24 protein-coding genes and 1 pseudogene are annotated in these 25,148 nt (G+C 56.2%); 14 read left to right on the forward strand and 11 right to left on the reverse strand.

Annotated elements, in window-relative coordinates:
• Positions 1–50 precede the first annotated feature (50 nt).
• Positions 51–806, reverse strand: a complete 756-nt coding sequence (locus ASD32_RS21535) for an NAD(P)H-binding protein (protein WP_244489808.1) — start codon at positions 804–806, stop codon at positions 51–53.
• 554 nt (positions 807–1,360) lie between these two features.
• On the opposite strand from ASD32_RS21535, the gene ASD32_RS21545 reads away from it, so the two are divergent.
• On the forward strand, positions 1,361–2,008 hold the full coding sequence (locus ASD32_RS21545) for a response regulator (protein WP_060510780.1): 648 nt from the start codon (positions 1,361–1,363) through the stop codon (positions 2,006–2,008).
• Positions 2,009–2,326: 318 nt separating this feature from the next.
• Positions 2,327–3,088 carry an SDR family oxidoreductase gene (locus ASD32_RS21550; RefSeq protein WP_060510782.1) on the forward strand — a complete coding sequence of 254 codons (762 nt, stop codon included), beginning with the start codon at positions 2,327–2,329 and terminating at the stop codon, positions 3,086–3,088.
• A gap of 183 nt (positions 3,089–3,271) precedes the next feature.
• Here ASD32_RS21550 and ASD32_RS21555 read toward each other — a convergent pair whose 3' ends face one another.
• The 4 genes from ASD32_RS21555 to ASD32_RS21570 form a co-directional block, all read right to left on the reverse strand.
• A complete protein-coding gene (locus ASD32_RS21555; protein WP_082546871.1) occupies positions 3,272–4,246 on the reverse strand; it encodes an alpha/beta hydrolase in 975 nt (324 codons plus the stop codon).
• 120 nt (positions 4,247–4,366) lie between these two features.
• Positions 4,367–5,002: a hypothetical protein gene (locus ASD32_RS21560; protein WP_060640107.1), complete on the reverse strand. Its 636-nt coding sequence runs from the start codon at positions 5,000–5,002 to the stop codon at positions 4,367–4,369.
• 429 nt (positions 5,003–5,431) lie between these two features.
• Positions 5,432–6,151, reverse strand: coding sequence for a winged helix-turn-helix domain-containing protein (locus ASD32_RS21565; protein ID WP_060510785.1), 720 nt, complete (start codon positions 6,149–6,151; stop codon positions 5,432–5,434).
• Between the two features lie 88 nt (positions 6,152–6,239).
• Entirely contained in the window at positions 6,240–6,659 is a 420-nt protein-coding gene (locus tag ASD32_RS21570) for a cupin domain-containing protein (RefSeq protein WP_060510787.1), read from the reverse strand.
• 85 nt (positions 6,660–6,744) lie between these two features.
• Between ASD32_RS21570 and ASD32_RS21575 the strand changes: the two genes are divergently transcribed.
• Entirely contained in the window at positions 6,745–8,148 is a 1,404-nt protein-coding gene (locus tag ASD32_RS21575) for a PLP-dependent aminotransferase family protein (RefSeq protein ID WP_200953629.1), read from the forward strand.
• A 19-nt stretch (positions 8,149–8,167) separates the two neighbouring features.
• On the opposite strand, the gene ASD32_RS21580 is transcribed toward ASD32_RS21575, so the two are convergent.
• The 6 genes from ASD32_RS21580 to wrbA all read right to left on the reverse strand — a co-directional run bounded on the left by ASD32_RS21580 (position 8,168) and on the right by wrbA (position 14,444).
• The gene (locus ASD32_RS21580) at positions 8,168–9,328 is read right to left on the reverse strand and encodes an adenylate/guanylate cyclase domain-containing protein (protein WP_060510864.1); all 1,161 of its coding nucleotides are present in this window, start codon (positions 9,326–9,328) and stop codon (positions 8,168–8,170) included.
• A 69-nt stretch (positions 9,329–9,397) separates the two neighbouring features.
• Positions 9,398–10,042, reverse strand: a complete 645-nt coding sequence (locus tag ASD32_RS21585; RefSeq protein ID WP_060510790.1) for an NAD(P)H-dependent oxidoreductase — start codon at positions 10,040–10,042, stop codon at positions 9,398–9,400.
• Between the two features lie 282 nt (positions 10,043–10,324).
• Positions 10,325–10,696, reverse strand: coding sequence for a response regulator (locus ASD32_RS21590; protein ID WP_060510793.1), 372 nt, complete (start codon positions 10,694–10,696; stop codon positions 10,325–10,327).
• 73 nt (positions 10,697–10,769) lie between these two features.
• A complete protein-coding gene (locus ASD32_RS21595) occupies positions 10,770–11,408 on the reverse strand; it encodes a response regulator (protein WP_060510795.1) in 639 nt (212 codons plus the stop codon).
• 77 nt (positions 11,409–11,485) lie between these two features.
• The gene (locus ASD32_RS21600) at positions 11,486–13,561 is read right to left on the reverse strand and encodes an ATP-binding protein (RefSeq protein WP_060640109.1); all 2,076 of its coding nucleotides are present in this window, start codon (positions 13,559–13,561) and stop codon (positions 11,486–11,488) included.
• Between the two features lie 253 nt (positions 13,562–13,814).
• Positions 13,815–14,444: an NAD(P)H:quinone oxidoreductase gene (wrbA, locus tag ASD32_RS21605; protein ID WP_060510799.1), complete on the reverse strand. Its 630-nt coding sequence runs from the start codon at positions 14,442–14,444 to the stop codon at positions 13,815–13,817.
• A gap of 344 nt (positions 14,445–14,788) precedes the next feature.
• Between wrbA and ASD32_RS21610 the strand changes: the two genes are divergently transcribed.
• From ASD32_RS21610 to ASD32_RS21660, 11 genes and pseudogenes are all read left to right on the forward strand, one after another.
• Entirely contained in the window at positions 14,789–15,952 is a 1,164-nt protein-coding gene (locus ASD32_RS21610; protein WP_082546872.1) for a VOC family protein, read from the forward strand.
• A 45-nt stretch (positions 15,953–15,997) separates the two neighbouring features.
• Complete coding sequence (locus tag ASD32_RS21615; RefSeq protein WP_060640110.1) at positions 15,998–17,116, forward strand: iron-containing alcohol dehydrogenase; 1,119 nt, start codon at positions 15,998–16,000, stop codon at positions 17,114–17,116.
• A complete protein-coding gene (locus ASD32_RS21620) occupies positions 17,117–18,496 on the forward strand; it encodes an amidase (protein WP_060640111.1) in 1,380 nt (459 codons plus the stop codon).
• Between the two features lie 14 nt (positions 18,497–18,510).
• Positions 18,511–18,939: a CBS domain-containing protein gene (locus ASD32_RS21625; RefSeq protein WP_060640112.1), complete on the forward strand. Its 429-nt coding sequence runs from the start codon at positions 18,511–18,513 to the stop codon at positions 18,937–18,939.
• Positions 18,940–19,037: 98 nt separating this feature from the next.
• Positions 19,038–19,679: a glutathione S-transferase family protein gene (locus ASD32_RS21630; RefSeq protein WP_060640113.1), complete on the forward strand. Its 642-nt coding sequence runs from the start codon at positions 19,038–19,040 to the stop codon at positions 19,677–19,679.
• A gap of 156 nt (positions 19,680–19,835) precedes the next feature.
• A pseudogene (locus tag ASD32_RS21635) lies at positions 19,836–20,771 on the forward strand (mechanosensitive ion channel family protein); the annotation flags it as partial.
• A 312-nt stretch (positions 20,772–21,083) separates the two neighbouring features.
• Positions 21,084–21,797, forward strand: coding sequence for a nitroreductase (locus ASD32_RS21640; protein ID WP_060640114.1), 714 nt, complete (start codon positions 21,084–21,086; stop codon positions 21,795–21,797).
• A 127-nt stretch (positions 21,798–21,924) separates the two neighbouring features.
• A complete protein-coding gene (locus ASD32_RS21645) occupies positions 21,925–22,845 on the forward strand; it encodes a LysR substrate-binding domain-containing protein (protein ID WP_060640115.1) in 921 nt (306 codons plus the stop codon).
• A gap of 150 nt (positions 22,846–22,995) precedes the next feature.
• Positions 22,996–23,253, forward strand: coding sequence for a hypothetical protein (locus ASD32_RS21650; protein ID WP_060640116.1), 258 nt, complete (start codon positions 22,996–22,998; stop codon positions 23,251–23,253).
• A gap of 117 nt (positions 23,254–23,370) precedes the next feature.
• Positions 23,371–24,264, forward strand: coding sequence for a LysR family transcriptional regulator (locus tag ASD32_RS21655; RefSeq protein WP_060510818.1), 894 nt, complete (start codon positions 23,371–23,373; stop codon positions 24,262–24,264).
• Between the two features lie 350 nt (positions 24,265–24,614).
• Positions 24,615–25,094, forward strand: a complete 480-nt coding sequence (locus ASD32_RS21660) for a carboxymuconolactone decarboxylase family protein (protein WP_060510820.1) — start codon at positions 24,615–24,617, stop codon at positions 25,092–25,094.
• Positions 25,095–25,148 lie beyond the last annotated feature (54 nt).

Here is a 25,148-nt window from a genome sequence, read left to right on the forward strand (position 1 = left end):
CGTGATAGCGGCCCCGGACCCTCTCGCGGTGTCCGGGTTCGCGCCCTTACTTACCCATAGACCGTGCGCGTCAGCCAGTCATGAAACGTTAGCTTTCCCGATACCACTCCTGGATTCGGCAGCAGGCCCTGTCGAGCAAGCGATACGCCGAAGTATAGTGAGGCTGGATCGATCGCGACCGGCCGGTTGTCTTCTGTCACCGTGAGCAGTTCCCTAGCGAGCTCAACGAGTTCGGTGGGCTCCGGTCCTCCTAACTCTACAATCGAGTTGCGTGGCTCTGCGGTGGCGATGTTCGCCATAAAGGTTGCTGCTTCGTCGGCGGCGATCGGCTGGAGCCGCAGGTCGGGCAGTCTTAGGTTGCCATCTAAGACGGAGGTATTCACAATTCCGCTGAAGAACTCGAAAAACTGTGTCGAACGCACGATAGTATGCGCCAGACCGGACGCCCGGACAAGATTCTCCTGTACGAGCTTCGCCCGGAAGTAGTCATTTTCGACAAGGTTGTCGGCGCCGACAACAGACAGTGCCAAGTAGTGGCGCACGCCGGCGGCTTTGGCGGAGGACAGCATTTGCTTTCCGGCCTGCTTGAAAAAGGCGAGCGCGTCGCCTTCGCCAAACGAGCCCGAATTTGTGACATCGATAACGACGTCAGCGCCTTCGAACGCAGCCTCAAGACCTTCGCCACTAAGAGCGTTCACACCGAGCTTGCTCGAAGCTTCGACGACGTCCTCGCCGCCCCGTTCTAGGGTACGGACAATTTTCGCCCCCATCATTCCGCTTGCGCCAACTACCACGATTTTCATCATTATGCTCCATGGAACGTAAAGCGTGCGATACTAGGCGTTTCCACTGGGGGGTCGATTAAACGAAGGCTTGGGTTGACCCAGATAGCACTTCCGACGAGATACGGCTCCTTTGGAGAAGCGGTTCAAACTCGGCATCGAGAGCCACAAATGCAGGTTGCCGTATAGGAAGGTTTGGGACGTCACCAGCGTCATCTACGAATAACTCGTCCTTATGAGCCGTATAACCGGTGATCATGAGGATGATGAACGCGGGGATCCATTCGGTTTCGTTCTTCGACCAACGAATTGGCAGTCCAGGGTCCGGCACATCCGGCGCATACTCGACGCCTTCGCCTAGCTAGCGTGGCTGAACCCCATCGACTGTCGATCATTGTGACAGCTTTGAGGAGACCCTAAACGAAGGTTTATGCTCTCTACGGGGTAAACCATGGTATAAGGTGACGGCAAATAGGTCATAACAATCCTGCGTGGTCCCATCCTCGGACGCGCACGATCAAAGGTGCCGCCAGTGCTAGCGGTTTTTTCGCTGCATCGGTGCACGTAGAGGGAGAACCATGCATAACGTCCAGGCAAAATTGGAAGCCCCGGTCGAGCCCATCGTGTACGTGGTTGATGACGACGAAGAGATGCGGGGCGCGCTGCTCGACCTCTTTATGGTCACCAAAAAGAGAGCGAGTGCTTTCTCAAACGGCGTTGAGTTTCTTCAGTTGGCCGATACGAGCGCTGCCGGCTGCGTTGTGGTCGATCTCCGGATGCCAGGCGGCACCGGACTGGATCTTCAGAACCAACTGATTTCGTTGGGAAGCAGGCTTCCGGTAATTTTCCTGACGGCATACGCGGATATACCGACAAGCGTTCGAGCCATGAAGGCGGGAGCGACCGATTTCATCACCAAGCCGTTTATCAATCAGGATCTGCTGGAGGCGGTGGACCATGCGATACTGCTGGATAGCGAACGTCGCAAAACCGATGCGGCGTTGAATCGCATAAAGACGCTCGCCAGTAGTTTGACGCCACGCGAGAAGGAAGTGATGTGGCAGGTCGTGAGCGGTCTTATGAACAAACAAGTGGCGTACGAGCTCGGAATTAGCGAGATGACTGTAAAGCTTCACCGCATGAGCGTGATGCGGAAAATGGAGAGCCGGTCACTCGCAGATCTGGTCCGCAAGGCCGAGCAGCTTCAGCGCAACTGGTCTGCCTAAAAACGTGCGATTTTCATCGCAGCCCCAAACCTTCGTTTATCTGTTCCCCATGCGACATTCGCTTAAAATTGAAGGACGCCGCCGATCGACGGTTGAGGTCCTATGGCTGTGCCGGTTCCGTGCCTGCCTGGTGGGTCCGTACGCCTTAGCTTTTCAATGTACGAACCTGCCATCGGAGCCATCGTAGCTGATACCCTAAAGGGTTGACGAACTCTTTGTTCAACCTGTCCCGTTTGCCGCGATGACAGGTTTGTATCAAGCGGGTCGGAATTCAATCGCGTCGGCCGCGCCGACATTAGAAAACCTAAGGAGCAAAACATGAAAATCGTCGTTATTGGTGGAACCGGTCTCATTGGTTCGAAATTGGTTAGGCGGCTCCAAGCAAAAGGCCACGACGTTATTGCTGCGTCGCCTGCGTCGGGCGTGAACACAATCACCGGTGAGGGCCTGGCGGAGGCGCTGTTGGGCGCTCAGGTCGTAGTCGACGTTGCAAATTCGCCGTCATTCGAAGATAAGGCCGTCATGGAGTTCTTCCAGACGTCGGGGCGCAATCTCCTGACTGCGGAAGTGGCAGCGGGGATCAAGCATCACGTAGCCCTATCCGTCGTCGGCACCGAGCGTCTTCAGGCCAGCGGCTACTTTCGGGCCAAGCTGGCTCAGGAGGCGCTCATCAAGGAATCTAACGTCCCCTACACGCTCGTTCACTCGACTCAGTTTTTTGAGTTTATGTTCGGCATCGCTCAGTCCGGCACTCAGGGCGATAAGGTTCACCTTTCTCCAGCGCTGATGCAGCCTATCGTCTCCGACGATGTCGCCGACGCACTCGCTGACCTCGTGGTCGGCGCGCCGACGAACGGCATCGTCGAGATAGCAGGTCCGGAGTCGATCCGGATCGCGGACGCCGTCACCAAATATCTTCGCCAGATCGGAGATAGCCGGGAGATCGTGGTCGATGGGAACACGCCTTACTTCGGAGCGGTTCTCGACGACAGGACTTTAATGCCGAGCGCCGGTGTCCGCGTTGGTACGACAGCATTTTCCGAATGGGTCAAAACCGCTACGCCGCCGCCGGCGCGATGATGGATTAATCGGCTCTAGGCTCTCCTGGGCCGACAAAAATCGAAGGCCGCGGTCAGCCGCGGCCTTTCGTTTTTTCGTTTTGCTCCATCGGCAAGTGCGTTTGCTTCGACCGCCAGGTTTATTAGTTCATCTGCGTGTCAAAAGAGGAGAGGGCGCGCGGCGAACCGGCGCCCTCCTGCTTCTTTACGCCTGGATGAATGCCAGGATGTCCGCGTTGATTACATCGGCATGGGTCGTTGCCATACCGTGTGGCAGACCCTTGTGGATTTTGAGGGTGGCGTTCTTGAGAAGTTTGGCCGTCAGCGGCGCCGAATCAGAGACTGGAACGACTTGGTCGTCGTCTCCATGTATTACCAGCGTAGGCACTCTGATGACCTTGAGATCTTCGGTGAAGTCGGTTTCCGAGAAGGCCTTGATTCCGAGGTAATGGGCGTTTGCGGCTCCTGTCATACCTTGTCTCCACCAATTCTTGATCATTGCGTCTGACGCTTTGACACCATCGCGGTTGAACCCATAGAACGGGCCGCTAGCGACGTCGAAATAGAACTGCGATCGGTTGGCGGCGAGAGCAGTCCGGAAGCCATCGAACACCTCGACGGGGAGGCCGCCTGGATTGTCGGGGGTCTTCACCATGATCGGCGGGACGGCGCCGATCAGAACAAGCTTCGCAACGCGCTTTTTACCATGGCGGGCCGTGTAGCGGGTCGCTTCACCGCCACCTGTCGAGTGTCCGACGTGGATGGCGTTATGAAGATCGAGATGTTCAACTACCGCAGCGACATCTGCAGCGTAGTGGTCCATGTCGTGCCCGTCGTTGACCTGTGACGAGCGGCCATGGCCACGACGATCGTGGGCGACGACGCGGTACCCTTTTCCGAGGAAGAAAAGCATCTGATTGTCCCAGTCGTCACTGCTCAACGGCCATCCGTGATGGAAGACAATCGGCTGAGCATCCCTCGGACCCCAGTCCTTGTAAAAGATCTGGGTTCCGTCGCTTGCGGTGACATAGCCGTGACCCGCAGTGGCCTCCCCAGGGGTCTTCTTCTTCTTTCCCGCAGCAGCAGCCGGATGTGCGGCCGCACCGGCCGCGACCGCCGCTAGAGTAAAAGTTCCAGCCATGATGTCTCGCCGAGTAGCGATCATTGAAGAGCTCTTCATATTAAGTCTCCTGATTGAAAATTATATATTGAACTGCGTACATATGGCCTGGGACGGCCAAAATCGCAGCAATCTACATTAAGAAAACAGGAATAATTCTGAAGCTATACATCCGTTTAATCAAAAAATATCGATTGGATGTACCGAGGAACCGGGCCGTTTTCGCGGGCTGGCCAGCGCATGCAAACGCTCTGAGTGGTCCTTGGTTGATATCGTGAGATTCAACGCATCGATGTCGGAGGTCGTATCTTCCTGCCATTCGAACAAATCCGTGCCTGGCTGATGATCCTGAACGATCAGATCATGATTCACAGCGAGGAAGAACTCGGCATGGATGTAATCGTTGAAGCCCGCGAACAACATGCGCTGTCGCTTCGGACTATGGCCTCGTTGATGGACCTGGATCTCGACTATGCCAACAGTTGCGTCCCAATGGGCAGTCGAAAGCGGATTTTTTTTGCCTCGTAAGGCTTGATCAGAATAGGCATATATCACTGGGAACTGGAAGAATTTCTCGATCTCGGTACGCCCTAGCTCTGCAAAGTCGGGACTCCAATTCTCCACGTTCAACGGACCCATGTGATACTCCGAGTGCAGTCTACCTTTGCAAAGCAGATCAAAGCTCTTGTAGCCGAAACCATTTTTACACAACGCTAGCTGAATCACCGCAGTATCGTATTCGAACGGTCGGTCGCGTATCCGATCGATAATCTTTTTTAGATCCCGCAGATAATCGGTATACGACGTGACGGCCATCTTCAAAATCCGGTTTTGTCGGCAAAAGGCACTCGCCAAGTAAGGGGTGGGAAAATCAAGTAGATGATTGGAATAACTCGAAATCCCACGCAGATAGCGAGCGGCTTGGTTTGCATTGCAAAGGCATGACCGCAGGCAACGAAGGTGATTGTAGTGCGATCAACGACGCCGCAAAAGCTATACGGAGGTTTGCGCGCGTCTGGTAATTGACTGTGTCCGCGATCTTGCGATGGAACTCGTGGAGCGGCTTGTGGTTGCGGTTACCACATGACGGGGCACAAGTGTCCGACCGTGGCGTCGACCAAGGCGAACGCCAATATGTTTCGTCGAGGAGCATCCTCCCCAGACCTTGATACCTTCGATATCGGCAACCCGAGCGCGATGTTTCACATAGAGCTGACAAAGAGGTTCAGTTCGAAATACTTCACTCTATCTCTTCAGTCGCGGTCGTTCCTCATAGTCGACGTCACTATCGAACCAATACCCGACTCCACGGGCCGTGCGTATCAACTCTGGCTTGCCGGGGTCGCGCTCGATTCTCCTGCGCAGCCGAAGCACAAGAGAATCGAGGCTGCGATCGAAAATCTCCCCGGAATGCACGCGACTGGCGGCGAGGAGTCGTTCTCGTGAAAGCACCTCCCGAGGCGCTCGAAGGAATGCAGAAAGCAGATTGAATTCTGCCGTCGTAAGTTTGACGTCCTCACGGTCGTGCCACCGGAGAACCCGTTTGTGCACGAGGAGCTCGTTGCCGTTGAACTTATAGGACCGGCGGTCTAGCTCCGGCTTAGCTTTGGTCCTGTCTCTTATCGCCGCCTTGAGCCGTGCGAGCAGCTCGCGGTTGCCATACGGCTGACAAACGTAATCGCTTGCCCCTGCCTCGAGACCGTCGACCCTGTCATCTTCTGTCGTTTGCTTTCTGCTGGTGATCAGAATCGGAGCATCCGTGAGATTGGCAACACTCCGGACAATCTCGACGCCGTCTTCGGTACTAACCTCGATCAGGAATGCATCGACGATTTCTTGTACCAGAACCCGTCGGATCTGTCGGCTCTCGGCGATCTGGGTCACCAGAATGGCGTGTTGCTTCAGAAACTCGCCCAGGATAACCCCCGAGGTTTCATCGCTATCGAGCACTACGACGTGCGTCATGAAATGCTCCATCGACCCCGCCCGCCGTGGAGGTGTGGGCAGAATGACGCACGGCGTCGCGCGGCCAAGGTCGGTCCTTAGCTTCGATCTAGGGCTTGATATCAGTGACCAGGTTTTTCTCGTCGGTATCGACCACAAAAACCGCCAACAAGCGCGCGGGCTTGGTGCTGCTTGCGTTTGCGCTTACACCGTGACGGTCGCCGGGAATTTCGGAGAAATTTTCGCCTGCCTGATATGTCTTTTCGGGGCCATCGTTGACCTTGCTTTTGATAGCACCATCCAACACCGTGGCGTAGATGAAAGCCGATTTTGGGTGGACGTGTGCCGATGAGGACCCGCCGGGACCATACTCCACTAGAACGCCTCTCATGCTCTTGCCGGGGACGTTCGGGAGCGGTTGGTCAAATACGATGGAGATTTTTGCGGAGCCACGATGGGCGTCGTCCGCGTAAACGGTTTGCGTTGACAACGTTGTGGCGGCAAGTATCAAAAGCGCTCGTGCAAACATTGCGAATCCTTCCTAAGTTGGTCGGACCATGGTGTAAGCGGTCGCGGCCTCATAGGCCCAAAAACGCAGAAAGGCATTGTACCAAGTGGCAGAGTCCTATCTTCCGCCGGTAAGCCGCGAGGGACATGTCTCGCTCACCCAACAGATATTTCAGGGTCTGCGGTCCGCTATCTTGAATGGCACGTTACAGGAGAGGGCACGACTTTCATCGTGGCAAGACCTTTCCGCCCAGCTGGGCGTGTCACGGGGAACGGTCAAACGCGCCTACGATCTCTTGAAAGACGAAAATCTCGTCGAGACCAAGGGTAGCGGCGGCACGCGGGTCGCGGCGATATTGCCGATTGGCGCACCGCCGCAAGCTGCGAAGGAAAGCGGGCCGGAGGGCTTGTTCTACGACTTCGAGACAGGTCCCCAGTACTTCCAACTCGGGGTCCCGGCGCAAGATCAATTTCCGGGCAAGGCGTGGCACGCCGCCTGGCGGCGCGCAATATCTGCAGAGGCGACGCGTCCGCAGATCTATCCGGATCCGCGGGGCCTTTCCTCGTTGAGACGCGAGGTCGCGGGATATCTCGCTACCGCTCGCGGCGTCCGTTGCCTCACGAACCAGATTTTTATTACATCAGGTTTTGCCGGGGCTTTGGGCGTAGTCCTGAATGTCATGAACCTGAATGGCAAGAAAGCCTTTGTAGAAGAGCCTGGCTTCCCTCGCACACGGCATGCGCTCGAACAAGCGGGGTTAGAAACCATTCCCGCGGCGGTCGATGGCGAGGGGATCCGGCTTCCGATTACGGGCCTTCATCCAGGCGTCGAATTGACCGTGGTCACGCCGGGGCAGCAGGCGCCCTTGGGGATGACGCTCTCACAGGGCAGGCGACAAGAACTTCTGAAATGGGCAGATGACTCAGACGCCTGGATAATCGAAGACGACTATGCAGGCGAGCTGCAGTTGTCTGGTCATGCTTCCCCGGCTCTCGCCGCAGACGACACCTCCGGACGCGTTTTCCATATTGGGAGCTTCAGTAAGACGCTCAATCCGGGACTGCGGCTGGGATTCCTCGTCGTTCCTCGGGCGCTTACCGAAAGATTCGCCGTCTTCGTGGGACACCTCGCACCTGCCGGGTCAGTCGTCGCTCAGCAGGCGGTTCAGAACTTTATGACAGGCGGTCACTTTTTTCGTCATCTCCGGCAGATGAAGGCGCTGTATGCCGATCGAAAGATAATGCTGGTTGACGCGCTTCGAAGGGAGCTGCATCCAGCTATCAGGTGCGACTTTGAGGGCGCTCTCTCTGTCAGGTTGTTTCTGCCTCCAGGAACGGACGACGTCGCGATCGCGGGCGTTGCGCGAACGCATGACCTCGGCGTCCTCCCACTATCTTCGTGGTACCAGCGCAAAGATTCGCCAAGGGGTCTGCTGCTCGGTATAGCGAACGTTCGCAGGAGAGACGTGGCAAGTCGATGCAAAACTCTGTCTCGCGTGCTCAGCCTTTGAGCAGGCGCTGCGACGCAGTTTAAATCTGCAGCGCGTGGACTTCGACGGCGGCATCAAATCCTTTAACTTTGTGAAGGCCGAGGCAATCGGTTTGCGCCGAACAGCTTGCGGCGGCGACGAAGTCTCCCGAGACCAATACCGGTCGCCCTAACTCTTTTGTCAGGCTCTCAAGCCTCGATGCTAAATTGACTGCCGGTCCGATGACCGTGAAATCCAGCCGCCGCTTCGAGCCTATGTTTCCGTACATGACCTCTCCGACATGGATACCGGTCCCAAACCTGATCGGATATTCGGAGACGCGTCTTTTTGCCGTGGCCTCGTAGGCTGCAACGACTGCGCTTAGAAGTCTCCGACACGCGTCCTCTCTGTCGAGGGGAAAGACTGCTAACAACCCGTCGCCAATGAATTTCAGAATCTCGCCGCCAAAGGACTCGATGGGATCCGCTATCAAATCGAAGTAGTCGTTGAGGATGTCGATCACGTCGTCGCGGTGCCGACGGCCGGAAAGTTCTGTAAAATTTCGAAGATCGCAGATCATTATAGCGGCACTTAACGTCACGCCCCTTCCGCGAGTGGTGGCGCCATCGAGGATCTGTTCGCTCGCATGCGGGCCTACATAAGTCTGGAGAAGAGTCCGGGCGAGTTGGTTCTTCAGGCGGATCTCGGTCACCAACGAGAAGAGAGGAAGGGCCTCGCGAATAAGAGCGATTTCATCCTCTTGGAAGCCTCCCAGTCTTTTGGTCGCGAAGGTGATCAGATGGCGCCTTCCCTGGGTGTGGTCAAGCGGCCAAGCAGCGTAGTCCGTGTGACCTTGTTGTCTTAGCTCGTCGTAAATCGGGAAAGTATGCGGACCGATAGTCTGGATTTTCTGGCGAACCTCGTTCCCCGTCTCGATTACAAGACGAAACGGGCTGCGTTTGAACGCGTCGGTGGCCTCGACGTCGTAAGCAACTGTTTGGACGTGGGCGTCGACCAGTCCGCGACACCAGAGAACGCGGGTTCCCAGCCACTGGGGATGGTGTACTCGAAAATGTAGTGAAGCGCGACTGAGATCGATCCCACCCAAGACGAGGCGCTCGCAAAGCTGGACAAATATGCGTTCCGCAGCAGCTTCTTCACGCAGGCCGGCCGACAACCATCTCATAAGTGACGCTTGACAATCTTTGCGGGACTCGCTCATTTTCGCCTCGTTCACTGTCTGCAAGTCAATCAACTCGGTGACGATCGAAGCTACCACTAAAGCAAATCATCAACAAAATTGCGACCAGAGTGCATGAACCGCCTCATGCGTTATTGCTGGCCGTGAACTTGTCAGGATCGACATCGCATCGGCAGAGTTGATAATCCCCGCGATTCCCGAGAGCGCCTTCCGGTTCAGTCCAAAGAACTCAACGCTGAAAATCCCCATTGCTGCGAACATTGCCCCGAGATAAGGCCGGAGAAAGTCCTGTTCTTTGTCGTTCCAGAGATTTTCTGACGACGACAAAACGACGAAAACCGGACGATCGGAGAGCAGACCGATCATTTTTCGGCCGCTGTAGCGAAAAGTCATACCCGGTCTCACGACATGGTCTATCCACGCTTTTAACGCGGAGGGCAGCGAAAGATTGTGCATCGGCGTCGCGAGCACGATTGCATCGCTTTCCACTATCTCGCCGATCAACTCCTCAGATAGCTGCAGGGACCCTTCCTGAACACCACCCGGTGGCAGAGATCTGGAGGCAAGGGAGTATTCACGATCGACATGCGGCATCGTTAGCGCACTCAAGCAGCGCACGGTGACCTCGGAGCCACTGCTCGTGCTGGTCAATTTCTCAACGAGGTGTCTGGAAAACGCGGCGCTCTGAGACGCATGTCCTCTGGGACTACAGATCAAATGAAGTATCTTCATCATTTCGACTCGCTATGTCGCCCGTCTCGACGGACCTGTTAATCTTGGGCTTTGATTGAAGCACCTTTCAGGATTTGCCTAGGACACGTGGCTCGGAAGCTGGCTACATCGGGCTTCGCGCACGGTATTGTTGGCAAGCAGCCTTATCAGTGTTTGCACGCGTTCCCACGGGCTCGAAGTCCGAAGCTCTCAAAGCGCCGGCACTCCGTAAATCAATGCTACAGCGGATTTACGCCTCAGCACGATGCATTGGGAGCTATACGTCCGTTTGGGACTAGGATCAGATCAATTCGGCCTGGCTGTTGACACGAAGGCAAGCAGGTCCGCCGAACTTATTGGCTTCTCCAGAAAACCGAATGCGCCGAAGTTCCGGACCGCGGCTCTCGTTCGGCTATCGGCGAACGACGTCATAATACAGACTGGCGGCCCCCCTTGCTTGACGAGCAACTCCAGAAGCTGAATTCCATTGGTGCCCGGCATTTTCAGATCGGCAAGCACGCAATGAACATTCGGTAAATCGCCAGATTCGAGAAAGGCGTCGGCGGATTTGAAGGTCTTGCTTGCGATGCCCATCGCATCGAAGAAATCGTGCAATGACTCCAGTAGAAACAGGTCATCGTCGACTATCGCTACCGTGATTGGGGATTTTGCGCTCATTGAACCTCAGCTCGGAATGCCGGCCGATAAAAGCCTGCCGTTGATCTTTTTCTTGGTCGCGTGGTAGCGCTATTTAAGTCAGTAGTTCGAACTGGCGGACCAGGTCTGCGAGCGAGGTCGCCTCCATCTTGCGCATCATGCTACCTCGATGCAGCTTCACCATTATCTCGCTAATGCCTAGTTGGAATGCGATCTGCTTGTTCATGAGGCCGCTCGCGACAAGGCCAAGTACCTCGGTCTCGCGCCGAGTGAGGCTATCAGCGCGCCTGCGTACTTCCACGCGATGGGCTCGTTCTTGTTGCTGGTCTATGTCGAGGGAAAACGCGGCTTTGATCGCATCGATCAGTTCGGCCGTCTGGAGGGGCTTCTCAAGGAAATCGACCGCCCCGGCCTTCATTGCATTCACACTCATGGCGACGTCGCCATGGGCGGTCATGAAAACGATCGGGATTTTATAGCCTCGCGTTTCGAGTTCCCTCTGGAATTCGATGCCATTGATGCCAGGTAACCGAACGTCGAGAAGCAAGCATCCTGCATTGGTCGTGGAAGCAGCGTCGAAAAAGGCCGACGGACTCTCGAAAGCTTGGGCGTCCATGTCCAAGGATTGGAAGAGATCGAGGAGGGAAAGACGAAACTCTTCGTCGTCCTCGACGATGTGTATAAGCTGGCGGGCAACAGCATTGGATTCGAGAGTATTGGCAGTCTCTGCCATGTTGGTTCCTCCAACCGAAATCAATGGCGTCCATTCAACGCCCATTTTATCAACCGCCTCCTATCTGAACAAGTAAACTAACGTTTGTTATCTGGTTGCTTTCTATAAGGATCCAAAGGTTCTGGATCGTTTTGGATTTCGGGGGGCAACGGGAGGGTGACCACAAATATGGCCCCGAGGGCACCATCGTTTCGAGCCGTGATGTAACCTCCATGATCGGTTATGATCGATCGGCATATCGCCAGACCCATTCCCATGCCGTCTGCTTTGCTCGAAAAGAAGCCGTCGAATATCCGTTCCATATCATTTCCCGGGATACCACCTCCCGTATCGCGCACGGCAATAGTCAATTCTTTATCGGACCCGAGAGTGGTCTCTACCGATATTGACCGAGATGCGCGCTGGGAGACTGCTATCGCCTGAATGCTGTTAATGAGGAGATTCACGACAACTTGTTGAAGTTGCACACGGTCGCCCATTATCTGTGGGAGGCCGCCAGCCAGTTGCGTCGTGACTGAGATGTGGTGAGCTTGGCTTTCCGATCGGACCAACAGAACCGCCTCGCGAATGATGTCGTTGACGTCGACGGCTGTTCGAACGGGATCGGTCTTAACAGCCATGTCCTTGATGCGCCGGATTACCTCATTCGCGCGATGAGCATTTTCCATTATGCGTGAAATGATCGCCTTTACTTTCGGGACGTTCGGTTCGTCGCGGTCGAGCCATCTGAGCCCGGTGTCCGCGTCCGTGACTATTACCGAAAGCGGCTGCCGAACCTCGTGAGCGATCGAGGTTACAAGTTCGCCGAGTGCTGACACGCGAGCGGCATGTGCAAATTCGGATTCTATCTTTCTCAACTGCTGTTCGATGCGCCGTTGTTCGGTCACGTCGATCATCATGATCAGCGTCTTGTCGAGCTTCTCAGGGATTTGAGGGAACGTGACGTAGAACAAAACTTCACGGAGTTCCCCGTCGAACGTCCGTATCTTCATTTCTTCGCTATAGTTTCGGCTTCCGTTGAAATGCGCTTTCACCACCCGTACAGCGGCTTCCGGAGTTGCTGAATAGAGATAAGTGACGCTCTGCAGGAAGTCCTCCCTTGAACTTCCTTTGAACAGCCGCATGGCGCTGTCGTTCACCTCAGTCACGACGACTGCCTCACTTGCAAATCGAACCAGGTCTGGTTGTTCCTTGAGATGGACATCTATATCCAAGACACCATTCGACATGAGCCTGTGGATCACGTCGCTCATAATGCGCGCGTCGACTTGCCATACCGGCAATGGGACGTTGTTGATGAGATTTCGATACCGCTGTTCGCTGGCTGCAAGATCCCAGTACGTTTCCGGATCGCTCCATGAGCCTGTGACGCTAGAGGAAATGAGATTGGGATGGTCTGAAGTACCTCGCCAAACAGACAGGATATCGGTGCCGGCCTCAACGGTCATGAACGGCTTTTCACTCTGAGGCGCTGAGAGAACTTCGATGCTCAGTTCGAGCAGCTTGTCGCGGTGCTTTTGCGGCCAGTATCGATAGGCGCTCCGCCCGATCATTGCGCTTGGAGACGTCCCACCGGCAAACAGCTTGGACGCAGCCACGTTCATATCGCTGATCCGCAGATGTTCCGCGATCAAGCTGGGATCCACGGCAGTGAGGCTGTGATCGCGAATTTGTTCGATCTGCTCTAGGAGTGCCGCAGCCCCGGTCGTGTCGATGCTCCAGACTGCGATCCAGTCCTTATAGGCGGTGGGTGCGTGACCTTCGACGATCCTCGCATCAGCGGCGGCGCCGTGCTCTATGAAGTGCGTTATAAGACCGCGCTCGTCTCGAAGCGCCCGCAAGCGGACATCCGCCAGGATCGGCGTATTGTCTGACCAGGTGCGCTGGGCCAAGCCCTGCCAAGATCCGCCAGCTTGCAGTTCATTCCAGTCGGGGCCGACGGCAAGCGTGCCGAACACTTCTTGGGACCGCTTGCCGACCACCTCGGTTATTGGCCGCCCATAAAGACGCTGTGACGCGTGGTTCCAATGGACGATCCGCTTGTCGGCATCGTAAATGATCACGCTTTCGTTGCTGGCGTCGGCGATCTGCGCCGAGAGAATATCGACTCTCTGAGTTGTCTGGCGCCGCTTGAGGTTGGTGATCTGTTCCATCTACCTACTTTGATAATTGTGCGGAAGCGCACTGTCTTCAGCGTTCGAAGACCGTAGACGATCGGCAGTCGTCGGCTCGCTGTAGATGCAGTGCGCTTGTCCAAGTTTACCTATTCCGCTCCACGCACCCACGAGCAACGCGACAAGAAGTCGGCGGGCGGGGCTGCTTTCAAAGCACGCGATCTTGAGCATATGGTACCCCGTGGTCCCGAAGGGGGGCGCGCCCGGCGAACCAGGCACGCTAAGCATTTCTTCAGGCGACGGCGCCGATAATTTTCGCATTCACTAGTCCGCGGGCGACCGAGGCGACGCGGCGACCCTGGAAGCGGGCGACGGCGAGGTGGTCTTCGTCGGGCTTCAGGCTGTCGAGCAATGATACATGCGTCGCACCGTATGGGGTGCCGGCCTTGAACATCGCCGGGTCGGCATAGCCGAGCGGTACGATGATCAGGCCGAGGTGGGCCATGGGCGTGTAGATGGAAAGCAAGGTCGATTCATTCCCGCCGTGTTTGGAGGATGTGGAGCCGAATACGGACCCGACCTTTCCATTAAGCTTGCCCTGGAACCAAATACCGCCCAAACCATCGATGTATGCCTTGAGCTCGGAAGAGATGGATCCAAAGCGTGTCGGCGTGCCGAAAACGATGGCGTCGGCCCATTCCGCGTCCGCTTCCGTGGGCGCCTCGTACTTGGCATTCATGGCTGCTGCGTTTTCTTTCCAGCCAGGGACCTGGGCCATGACGTCTTCGCCAACGAATTCGCGAGCGCGGCGAAGGCGCACTTCCGCGCCCTCCTTGATCGCTCCTTCAGCGATTGCATTTGCAAGAATTTCGGTGGAGCTGTTGCGCGAATAAAACGCAATGAGCACCTTGGGGTTGGACATGCTTGCCTCCAGCTGGGGGTTAGGGCTGTCGGCCTATGCCACAGCTTAAGCTCACAAATGGACGAGTAGGGCGCGCCTCAGAAGCTGGGGAAAGATGGAATGTGCGTCCAAGAATTTGGACGACGGAAGCGACCGCGACCGGCAGTGGCCGCTTAGGCGGCATTATCCGAACCTGCCACGCTCACGTCATCGTCAAAGGACCGGATGCCTGCCAACGACTTGTCCATGATTTTGGACGCTTCGTCTCTGCGCGCCAGTCTTCTGAGCAGGGGGACGAAGGGCTAGCCTGCTCCCGATCGAGCTTTTTGAAGCCGGTAGAAAACGAAAAAACCTAAAGGTGGAACATGAATCAGATGGTTATCAGAGGTGTCAGCAGCCAGACATTCGTCGCTGCCAACATAAAGCGGACCGAAGAGTTTTATGGCAAGGTTTTGGGCCTGCCGGTCGTCAAGAGGACTGTGCACCACCACGACGCCCGACTGCCAACCGTCACCTTCGGCTTCCGGCAGTTCCAGGGCGAGCCGGCGCGCGGCGAATCCATAACGTACATCGAGTGGAACCCTGTCTTCTACATGATGCCCGATAGGGGTTTCATTGAAGCGGACAGCACGCGAGACGCTGTCGCCAATCCGCGCGTGGGCGACCCCAAGGGCCGCTGGGGCGCAGGCACCAACCACCATCTCGCACTTCATGTCCCCAACAGAGACGGACTGCTCAAGTGGAAGCGCAGGCTATCCGATCACGGCGTCCACGTAACGGGTCCCTACAACCGCCACTACTTCTTCGCCATTTATCTTCGTGACCCTGATGGAGCGATCATCGAGATCGCAACGAGCGAGCCGGGCTTCGGTCATGACGAGACTGTGCTAGGGTCTGGCTTCCGGCCCCAGCCTAAGGAAAATCTTATCGGCGGGCGCGACGAGCTTCAGGTGGCCGCCGAAACTTGGCCGCAGCCGCTTCCAGAGGTTACGGCGGACTTCGCGCTTCGTGGCTTCCACCACATCACGTCGATCTCCAGCGACGCCGAGCGAACCGAGAACTTCTTCGTTCAGAAAGTGGGTCTTCGCCTAATTAAGAAGACCGACTACCTCGATGAGAAGGGTGGCACGCACTTCTATTACGCCTGCGACGAAGATCTTTCTCCGGGGTCGGTGCTGACTTTCTTCGGCCTACCGGGGTACACGCCCGGTCGCCTCGGCACAGGTCTGTCGCATCATTTCTCGCTTGAAGTGGAAAATGAGGTCGCGCTCGGCGAGGAGCATTCCAGGTTCCGGAAACTCGGCATCGAGGTGTCAGCCATCCAGGACGCAATTTACTCCCGGCAGTTTCATTTCCGGGATCCAGACGGTCACATCTGCGCCCTTTCCACGCCAAACAAGTTTACTATAGACGAGGACGCCGCCGTACTTGGCGCGAAACTGTGCCTCCCCGAACCCCTCGAAAAGGATCGGCGGACGATCGAGCAGCACATCGCTTACCGTCCAGCTCCCGTACCGATACCCCGCTAAATTCGGGGCGTTTTTGGATGACAAACAGGAGAGCAATCAGCGCTTATGGAAAAGCTCGATTTTTTACCCCAAGAAAAGGTCATCTGGGGCCGTCAAGTTCTATCCGATGCCATGGCGAGCCTCGCGCGCTATGGCATCGAGAAGCCCATCGTTTTTTCGGTTGGACCTTTAAACGACCTTAGACGTGCCTTTGTCGAACCGTATGTAAAAGATGCGGTGGGCGAGTTTCTCGACTTGCCGCCGCACGTCCCGGACTTTGCCGTCCGACTTGGCATGCAGGCGTGCGAAGAGTCCGGCGCTCGATCGATCATCGCCTTGGGAGGCGGCTCCGTTCTTGATGCGGCAAAAGCGGTTTCACATTTCCACCAGGTGAAGCACGGCAGCTTCCTTCCGATCGTCGCACTGCCGACCACCTTGTCTGGATCGGAATTCTCCCATTACTTCGGAGTCACAGAGACTCTGTCGTCAGTGAAGTTCAAGCGAAGCTACGCCGTCAGGGAGATCGCACCGAAGCTAGTGGTGATTGATCCTGAACTGATCAGGGGGACGCCGAGAGTTCTGTTGCTTTCTTCTGCGATCAAAGGAATTGACCACGCCGTCGAGGGCATGCGTCTGGTGGGTGCGGACCATCCACATGCCATTATGGCTGCGAGCGGCGTCCGACGCTTCCTCGACGTCTTGAACATGTGGCCTGCAGAGATTGTTACGGAGACGGCCCTTGAAGCAAATCTTGTCTCGCTCGACGACCTGCTGCAGCTACAGCTTGCCGCTTGGCAAAGCTATTTCTTTCCGGCGTCCGTCGTCTATGGGTTGAGCCACCGAATAGGTCATATTCTAGGTGGCACCTTCGGGGTACCTCATAGCCTTACGTCCTGCATGACTCTCGGCCCCGTCATCAGTGCCTGTGCAGCGTTCTATGGTGAGAAGCTTCGCATATTCAACGACGCCGCCACGGGACGAGAGGCCGCAAACCTGCTTTCGGGCGACGTGCAAACGACAGTGAAACGGCTCGGGCTTCCCAGTCGTCTTCGGGAAGTTGAATTCGATCGAGGCAACCTCTCCAAGGTACGCGACTTGCTGATTGAAAACTACCCAAGGGAAGTCGCCGATCTCGGCGGGGACACAGAGCAGAAGCTTGCCTCGCTGCTTGACGGGATTTGGTAGATGAAGCTGTCGACGAAACCTCGTGAGACAAGTTCGATCGCAACTCTTCTGTCCGACTATTCAGCGGGGCGGCGTACCACCACGGACGCCGTCGCCGAAAGCCTGGCGTTGGCAAAGCACTACCAGGCCAACATCAGGGCGTTCGCGGAAATCGACGAAGCTGGCGCGCTCGAGGCTGCATCGCGCTCGGATCAACGGTATCGGGAGAAAACCGCACGAACGCTAGAGGGCGTCCCTGTCGCTGTGAAGGATATGATCGACACCGGAGACATGCCTACACGCTACGGCTCTCCTGCATACGAGAGACATCAGCCAGACTCTGACGCAGTCGTGGTGCAAGTGCTTAGGGAAAATGGTGCCGTGGTCGTCGGCAAGACCACGACGCACGAGTTTGCTTGGGGCGTGACGACGTCGAGCGAGGCCTTGGGGGACACGCTGAATCCATACGACCACACTAAAATTCCTGGCGGATCGAGTGGCGGGATGGCGGCCGCGATTGCGTGTGGGGCAGTGCGGGGAGGCCTGGGGACGGACACAGGCGGTTCGGTGAGGATTCCCGCTGCGCTCTGTGGGGTCGTCGGCTTCAAGCCGACTTTTGGCTTCCTTTCCACCGACGGCGTGTTCCCACTCGCGTTCTCGCTGGATCATGTTGGTATCCTTGCCCGCTCGGTGGAGGACGTTCAAATAATCTCAAGGGCGTTCGGTATTGCTTGGCAAGGGAAGGCGATGCGATCCCGATATCGCATCGGGGTCACGAGTGGTCTGGGCGGCGTTCCCATGTCCGCCGATGTCGCCGACCTGTTTACGCTGGCATGCAGCCTACTGAGGCAGAGTTTCGACCTAACCGAACTGTCGATCGAAACAGTGTTTGACGAGGCTTTCAAGACATTCGCTGGCATCGTGTTGGTCGAAGGAGGAGTGGGACACTTCGGTCGTAACGACGTCGAGTTCATCCAGTCGAGGTATGGGCGCGAGACTGCGGCCCGCTTGAAGCTCGCGGAAAACGTAAGCCTTGGCGACTATGCAAAGTGGCAGCAGCGACGCAGGGAGTTTGCGCGTGACCTCGATTCTGTGATGCAGACGCTCGACTTCCTTGTACTTCCTACCTGCCCGTGCACGGCGCCGCTCATCGGTGAAGATTTGGTTGTGATCGGTTCCTGGAGCGGCACTGTCCGCGAGGCTTTAATGACCTACACGGCGCCCTTCAACCTCGCCGGTTTGCCGGCGATCTCGATCCCGATCGGACAATCTGCGGCCGACGGCATGCCGGTAGGCTTACAGATCGTCGCTGCGCGCGGACGCGAGGCGCAGCTCCTCGAATTCGCGGGCGAAATTGAATCGTGGGTCCGACCGTTGGCCGGTCCTGAGCATCGTATGTAAAAGGGAGGAAAAGCATGTCTGTACAGGCGATATTGAAGGAGAAAGGATACAGCGTCGTCACCGCGCCGCGCGAGGCGTCCGTGCAGGAGGTGTGCCATCTACTTCATGAGAATCGTATCGGCGCTGTGGTGGTCGTCGACGCCGAAAACAGGATCGAGGGCATTTTCACCGAACGTGACGTCGTGGCCGCTATTTCGAAGCGCGGCATCCAATGCCTAGCCGAGCCGCTAGGCGAAGTGATGTGGCGGAATGTATTCTGTTGCACTCGCCACACAAGCATCACCACCCTCATGGACATAATGAACATGCACAGGGCGCGTCATCTGCCTGTGGAACACAACGGGCGCCTTGCAGGGATCGTATCGATCGGCGACGCAGTCCGGCATCATATCAAAGCGATCGAATACGAGGCGGAATACATTCGCTCCTACATTACTGGTTGAAATCGGTGGCTGCCAATTAAACCTTGTTTGCATAGTCAAACCGGTATGTCGGAGTTTAAGGTGCGAGTCGATTAGTCAAGTTGGCGAGGGCCCAGACGATGCTTCGACTCTATGACAGCCGCTATTCCGGAAACTCGTGGAAGATCCGAATTCTGCTCAACCAGCTAAAAAGGCCATTCGAGCGATACACGCTCGACCTGGAGTCAGGCGAGACGAAGAGTGACGAGTTTTACGGCTTAAACCGGTTCAGCCGAATACCGGTCTTGCAGCTCGAGGACGGCCGTACGGTGGTCGAGTCAGCCGCTATATTGTTGTATCTGTCGGAGGGCACTCCCTATCTCTACGACGATCCCTACCTGCGTTCTCAAATAATCGGCTGGATGTTCTTCGAACAGGGTGACCTTCAGCGTTTCATCGCGCTATCGCGGGTCTACCATATTAGAGGAATGGCCGACAAAATGTCCCAGCAGATCGAGCGGCTTCACGCCGACGGCTATCTCGGCCTGGAGAAGGTGGAGCGATGGCTGGCCGCCCACGAGTGGCTTGTCGGCGATAGATATACCGTAGCAGACCTCGCATTGTTTGCGTACGTCTCTTTGGCACATCAAGGTAAATACGAGATGGAGCGCTTCCCGGCCATCCTCAGGTGGCTGGATCGCGTGAAGGAGCAGCCGGGTTGGCTGGATATATTCGACCAGAGCCCGTACCAGAAGGGCAGCTCGCGCGCGTCGGCGAAATAAAGTCTCGTGGTTTGGCATCCAACCTACCCAAAGGTTTTATATAGCTTGGTCGAGACATCGGTAAAATACTGTTCCGGAAGTTCGATTTCAATCTGTCAGCCGCCCGCGTCTGCGCTGCTTTGCCGTTCCGCGGGCACTCGCGCGCGTGAGTTATTTATGCCTGTGCAAACGGTTCATCTTATAATTTTGATCAATATCCTAGGAGTGGCCGGGATCGTCGTCTGGCACCTTCAAGGAACGTCGCGACCTACTGCCCGGCTGATCGCACAGATCATCTTTTTCATTGCTATGACAGTCACCTTGGTATTCGCTCGGGTCATGCCGTTCCGCTTCGACACCCCACATCTTGATGGCAGCGGGTATTGGATGGTCTCCGCCAAGATCCTTTGGTGGACTCATCTTTCCTGGGCGACCATCGGTCTCGTTAGAATATACATTGTGCTCGACGGCAGGCCGCGCGAAGCGCGGCTGATCCAGGATCTGCTGGTCGCCATCGTTTATCTGGGCGTCGTGCTCTCCGTAATGGCTTTCGTGTTCGGTGTTCCGATCGGCACGCTGCTCGCGACATCGGGCGTATTTGCCATCATTCTAGGTCTCGCTCTGCAAAACACTTTGGGCGATGTATTTTCGGGCGTGGCACTGACCCTTGGTCGACCGTACACCATTGGAAACTGGATTGTGCTCAGTGACGGCACCGAGGGTAGGGTCGTCGCTAGCAATTGGCGCTCGACATACCTGCTTACGAGCGCACATAACGTAGTCGTCCTCCCCAACAGCGTGTTGGCAAAACAGGGCCTCACCAACGTTAGCAAGCCGGATGAAAACCACCAGATAATGCTGGGCGTCCGCATCGTACCGACGCGCGAGCCTAATGAAGTGTTCAACGTCATGCTCGACGCATTGAATAGCTGTCGTGAAATAGCCCACGAGCCCCCGCCGAGCGTTTCGCTCGTTGGCATCGACGCCGCAGCGATTGATGTTCAGTTGTGTTTCCGCGTATCAAGTCCCGCACAGCGCGGCGTGGCCCGGAACGAGGTGATCGACAGCGTCTACAGACACTGTGTGGCCACCGGTATCGAGCTCGCGAAGCCAGCGGGGAGCCATACTTTCCAAGCCTCATATGACCAAGTGCCTACAATGCAGGCTGCGACGGACGCCGGAGTGGCTCGTGCAAGGGGCATCAATGCAGTGCCACCGCCGCCGGACGTAGCGCGAGAGCAGTTGCTTCAGTCAATCCGATCGACCTTCAGGGGGCGGGTGACTCGATGACAGCGTCGCTCTTGGCCAAGTATGGATGGCGTCATCGTTCGCGGGAATTGGACCATGCGTACAAGACTGCGAACTTCTCAAATATCGACGAGCGTTTAGTCTTCTCTCAGCTCAATAAAAGAAAGGGGAGCTGTCATGCACGCCAATGTAAAGTGGGACGAATCCAACTTAGTACGATCAGCCGTCGTCGATCAGGTCATGGTCGAAAGGCGAGCTAAGCGAGGATTTCTCAAGACGCCTGTGTCGCTCGATACCGTGAAAGACATTCTGAACGCCGCGCGTTTCGCTCCAAGTTCAAGCAACACCCAGCCTTGGAAATGCTACGTTCTCACCGGCGACACCCGCGACCGCATCACCTCCAAGGCGGTCGATATATTCCGAGCGGGGCCGGAGAAGCTAACTCCCGAGTATCCCTTCTTTCCTCAGCCTTTGCACGATCCTTTTTCCGGCCGCTTCAACGTATTCCGAGGTCAGCTTGGTGACGCGGTTGGCGTACCTCGCAGCGACAAGTACGGACGAATGAAAGACGTCGAGCGGCAGTTTCGCTTCTTCGAGGCGCCGGTCGGCCTGATTTTCACGATGGACCGAAAGCTCGAATGGGCGAGCTTCATCTGCTACGGATGTTTCCTGCAAAACATCATGCTTGCCGCGAAGGCGCGGGGGCTGGACACATGCGCGCAGCAGATCTGGTCGCTCCAACATCAAATGCTGCGAGAAGAGTTTAAGTTTCCACAATCGGACATGGTGGTTGCCGGACTTTCCCTGGGTTGGGCGGATAACAACCTGGCCGAGAACAACATGGCAAACCATAAGCTTTCACTCGAAGAGTTTGTCACCTTCTCGGATTAAGCGTCCGGGGATGCGTTTCGGATCTTGACGTTTTATCTGCAAGGGCGTCGATTAACAGGGCCATCGCGGTGTCTCGCGATGGCTTTCGCGCGGTTTTGTCGGGCGCGCTCGAAGACGGCAGGTGTCGATGCTTGAACTCAAAGACGTTTACTTCTTCGTCCAGGTCGTTGATCGCGGCGGCTTCACGTCTGCCGGAAGAACTCTGCGGGTGCCGAAATCGACGCTTAGTCACCGAGTTCGTGAACTAGAGTCGATGCTTGGCGTTCGGCTAATAAATCGTACCTCGCGGCAGTTCGGCACGACTGATGTGGGGGCGGAATTCTACCATTATGCTCTGCAGATTCTTCAAAGTGCTGATATCGCCGAAGAATTCGTCCGCCAGAGATTGAATGAGCCAAGCGGGACGGTGAGGATAACGACTGCGGTTGAGATAGCTCAATTTGCACTAAAGGATCTAATTCCAGTTTTCCTGAACAGATATCCAAAGGTAAGAATCGTCGAAATCGCGACGGACAGACTTGTCGACATGGTCGCTGAAGGATTCGATTTGGCCCTTAGAGGACATGTTGCTTCCTTGCAAAACTCTACGCTGGTGCACCGCGGAATCGCAAGCGTTCCATGGTATCTGTTTGCCAGTCCAACCTACTTGAATCAGGCCGGCGACATAACTGATCCGCGAGCCCTCTCCTCCCATTCAACGCTAGCTATGGATCGACATGGTGCCGAGATGTGGGGTCTGAAAGGGCCATCAGGGCATGAGTTGGACGTGCCGATTGAGCCACGGTTTCTGAGCAACAATATGATTGCCCTCAAGGAGGCTGCTTGCGCTGATCTGGGCGTAGCCGCACTCCCTGGATATATGTGTCGCCAAGAGATCGAAGACGGAAGACTTCGTCAGATATTGCCTGGCTGGATGGCTGCCGACGCTCGTATGAGCGCGCTCATGCCTTACAGGAATGGGCTTCTGCCAGCAGTTCGTGCGCTGGTCGATTTCCTGGCAATGGAAGTGCCCAAGGTCACGGCGTTCACTCCCCGTGCGCACGACTGATAGATTTTGCGGCCCATGCCGCTATGCAAAAACTTGCGTCTGCACAAGCTAAACCTCAGTTGGCTATCTGGGGCATCTGAGACCAAATAGACTCATTCGACACGTATCCCCTTTTCCGGTTCGGGCCGGATCGCACCGAGATTGATTGCTATGAAACTTCGTAGTCAGGTCGAGCAAGGCTTGCTTTGCTGCTTGTTGATGACGACGTTGGAAAGAAACGAAATACTTTCCACCAGCCTCGAGCGGGAGGCGCGCTCAATAACCCTGCTTAAGGTCGTGCGAGCGATAGAAGGCGACATCGAGACCTTTGCGGACAGCGGCCGAGCCGAAAAAATGCTCCCGGCCGGATCCATTGCCAGCGTGGCCTCGATCCTGGAACGGTCGTTCAAATCTGCCGACGCCGTTTGACAGGAAGTACTTGCGACAAACAATCTCGAAAATCTGGCAAGGGAGCTTCAAATCTCCTCGGACAGGCTTCCGGCATTTGAAAGCAGCTCTCGGCGTCCGAACTGAGGATTTCGCACGATGGAAAGTCTTCTGAATGAAACTGCCGGGATGCTTGCCTTCGTCCGGACGGTCGAAACAGGCACCTTCAGCGCTGCCGCCCGAACTCTAGGGGTCACGTCGTCGGCAGCGTCGAAAAGCGTCTCGCGACTAGAATCCATACTTCATGCCAAGCTTTTCCGGCGCTCGACACGGTTGCTTGCGATGACGGCCGAGGGTGAGGCCTTCTACGCGCGAGTGATGCCACTACTTCGCGAAATCGAAGCCAGCGCCGACGCCGTCCAATCTTATCGGGAGACATCTGGCCATCTAAAGGTCAGTCTGCCGGGCGAGCTCGGCCGAGTGATGCTCGGGCCGATCTTCAATGACTTCATGCCTAGATTTCCGGGCATCTCTCTGGAAATTGGGATGACGGACCGGCATGTCGATCTTGTGCGTGAAAACTACGACGCGGCATTCCGCGTCGGCAACTCGGATCGAAACGAACTCATGTGTCGAACGCTTGCGCATCTCGATATGGCGTTAGTCGCCTCGCCGTCGTTTCTTAGGGTAAATCCGGTCCCTGGTTCCATCGAACAGCTGTCGCAGCTTCAGTTTGCCAAATACTCGCTTGGAGGCAAAACATATCCCGTGCGGTTTGCCAGCGGCCGCGAATTCTTTCCTTCTGGAAGGATCGAATTTGATACCGCGACCGCCATTCGGGAAGCTGCAAGAAGCGGGGCGGGCGTCGCCCATTTGCTGAAGCGCGTGGTTGAGGAAGACCTTCGCGAAGGCTCACTGGTAGAGTTACTTCCCAACATCCGATTGCAGACCGTTCCGTTTCAGGCGCTGCACGCCTCTGGATCCATGCCTAGTCACCGCCTCCAGATTTTCACCGAATTCATCGCCCAGGTAATGGTGGGCGCCCCTCAATAGAGGCTCATTTGTGCCACAGAGCTGCGGTTTTGCCTCGCTGCTTCTGACTCGCGGATGATGCGGAAAATTCAGCGACGCCGCGATATCCCGGCTTGCCAATCTAATAGGAAACACGGGGTAGGATATTACTAAGGTAACTCAGAGCCAGCGAGCAGCATTTGGTTGCGACCGCAACCGAATAGCGCGCACCACCTCTTCGCAACCCGCATTTTGGGCCACTTCGGTTTATGCCCCCAACATTGGTATATCTATCCGAGTGTGTGCGCGTATCCCAGGATCGAGGCCGGCCATTCGCGTCTTCCAGACCGCCGATCTGGCCGATTTCAAATTCCAACCCTGGGAAGAAGAAGATGACACAGCGACTTAACTTCGCACAGCTTTCGCCCGAGCTCTTCAAAAGCTTGATGACTCTGAGCAACGAAATCAAGAAAGGTTCTATCGAGCAGTCTATCCTGGATCTGATCGATATTCGCGCCTCCCAGATTAACGGATGCGCCTTCTGCCTCGATATGCATTCCAAGGAAGCCAAGATCCACGGCGAACGCGAGCTGCGGCTCTATCATCTCGCAGCATGGCGCGAGTCAACTCTTTTCAGCCCACGCGAGCGCGCGGCGCTCGCCTGGACCGAAGTGGTGACGAAGCTGCCTGAAGGCGGCGTTCCTGACGAAGTCTACGAGAGAGTTCGTGGTCAGCTATCGGAGAAGGAACTTTCCGATCTTACGTTCCAGGTCATGGCGATCAACATGTGGAACCGGGCCAGCATTGCGTTCCGCGCGGTTCCAGGATCTGCCGACAAGGCCTTTGGCCTCGATAAGGCCGGCCTCGAGTAAAGCATACTGGCTGGTAGACGGCCGAGCGTTTCGGCCGTCTGCTTTTCAAGCGCC

It is taken from the genome of Rhizobium sp. Root483D2 (assembly GCF_001426685.1).
In the GTDB taxonomy this organism is placed as follows: Bacteria; Pseudomonadota; Alphaproteobacteria; order Rhizobiales; family Rhizobiaceae; genus Pararhizobium; species Pararhizobium qamdonense.

Excerpts from the sequence above, each read along its gene's own strand:
- ASD32_RS21615 (WP_060640110.1), top strand. The coding sequence starts at position 15,998 with ATGGAAAAGCTCGATTTTTTACCCCAAGAAAAGGTCATCTGGGGCCGT.
- ASD32_RS21570 (WP_060510787.1), bottom strand. The coding sequence starts at position 6,659 with ATGTTTGCACGAGCGCTTTTGATACTTGCCGCCACAACGTTGTCAACG.
- ASD32_RS21560 (WP_060640107.1), bottom strand. The coding sequence starts at position 5,002 with ATGGCCGTCACGTCGTATACCGATTATCTGCGGGATCTAAAAAAGATT.
- ASD32_RS21580 (WP_060510864.1), bottom strand. The coding sequence starts at position 9,328 with ATGAGCGAGTCCCGCAAAGATTGTCAAGCGTCACTTATGAGATGGTTG.
- ASD32_RS21620 (WP_060640111.1), top strand. The coding sequence starts at position 17,117 with ATGAAGCTGTCGACGAAACCTCGTGAGACAAGTTCGATCGCAACTCTT.
- ASD32_RS21655 (WP_060510818.1), top strand. The coding sequence starts at position 23,371 with ATGGAAAGTCTTCTGAATGAAACTGCCGGGATGCTTGCCTTCGTCCGG.
- ASD32_RS21650 (WP_060640116.1), top strand. The coding sequence starts at position 22,996 with ATGAAACTTCGTAGTCAGGTCGAGCAAGGCTTGCTTTGCTGCTTGTTG.
- ASD32_RS21625 (WP_060640112.1), top strand. The coding sequence starts at position 18,511 with ATGTCTGTACAGGCGATATTGAAGGAGAAAGGATACAGCGTCGTCACC.
- ASD32_RS21630 (WP_060640113.1), top strand. The coding sequence starts at position 19,038 with ATGCTTCGACTCTATGACAGCCGCTATTCCGGAAACTCGTGGAAGATC.
- ASD32_RS21595 (WP_060510795.1), bottom strand. The coding sequence starts at position 11,408 with ATGGCAGAGACTGCCAATACTCTCGAATCCAATGCTGTTGCCCGCCAG.
- ASD32_RS21610 (WP_082546872.1), top strand. The coding sequence starts at position 14,789 with ATGAATCAGATGGTTATCAGAGGTGTCAGCAGCCAGACATTCGTCGCT.
- ASD32_RS21555 (WP_082546871.1), bottom strand. The coding sequence starts at position 4,246 with ATGAAGAGCTCTTCAATGATCGCTACTCGGCGAGACATCATGGCTGGA.
- ASD32_RS21660 (WP_060510820.1), top strand. The coding sequence starts at position 24,615 with ATGACACAGCGACTTAACTTCGCACAGCTTTCGCCCGAGCTCTTCAAA.
- ASD32_RS21535 (WP_244489808.1), bottom strand. The coding sequence starts at position 806 with ATGATGAAAATCGTGGTAGTTGGCGCAAGCGGAATGATGGGGGCGAAA.
- ASD32_RS21550 (WP_060510782.1), top strand. The coding sequence starts at position 2,327 with ATGAAAATCGTCGTTATTGGTGGAACCGGTCTCATTGGTTCGAAATTG.
- ASD32_RS21565 (WP_060510785.1), bottom strand. The coding sequence starts at position 6,151 with ATGACGCACGTCGTAGTGCTCGATAGCGATGAAACCTCGGGGGTTATC.
- wrbA (WP_060510799.1), bottom strand. The coding sequence starts at position 14,444 with ATGTCCAACCCCAAGGTGCTCATTGCGTTTTATTCGCGCAACAGCTCC.
- ASD32_RS21645 (WP_060640115.1), top strand. The coding sequence starts at position 21,925 with ATGCTTGAACTCAAAGACGTTTACTTCTTCGTCCAGGTCGTTGATCGC.
- ASD32_RS21590 (WP_060510793.1), bottom strand. The coding sequence starts at position 10,696 with ATGAGCGCAAAATCCCCAATCACGGTAGCGATAGTCGACGATGACCTG.
- ASD32_RS21600 (WP_060640109.1), bottom strand. The coding sequence starts at position 13,561 with ATGGAACAGATCACCAACCTCAAGCGGCGCCAGACAACTCAGAGAGTC.
- ASD32_RS21585 (WP_060510790.1), bottom strand. The coding sequence starts at position 10,042 with ATGATGAAGATACTTCATTTGATCTGTAGTCCCAGAGGACATGCGTCT.
- ASD32_RS21640 (WP_060640114.1), top strand. The coding sequence starts at position 21,084 with ATGCACGCCAATGTAAAGTGGGACGAATCCAACTTAGTACGATCAGCC.
- ASD32_RS21545 (WP_060510780.1), top strand. The coding sequence starts at position 1,361 with ATGCATAACGTCCAGGCAAAATTGGAAGCCCCGGTCGAGCCCATCGTG.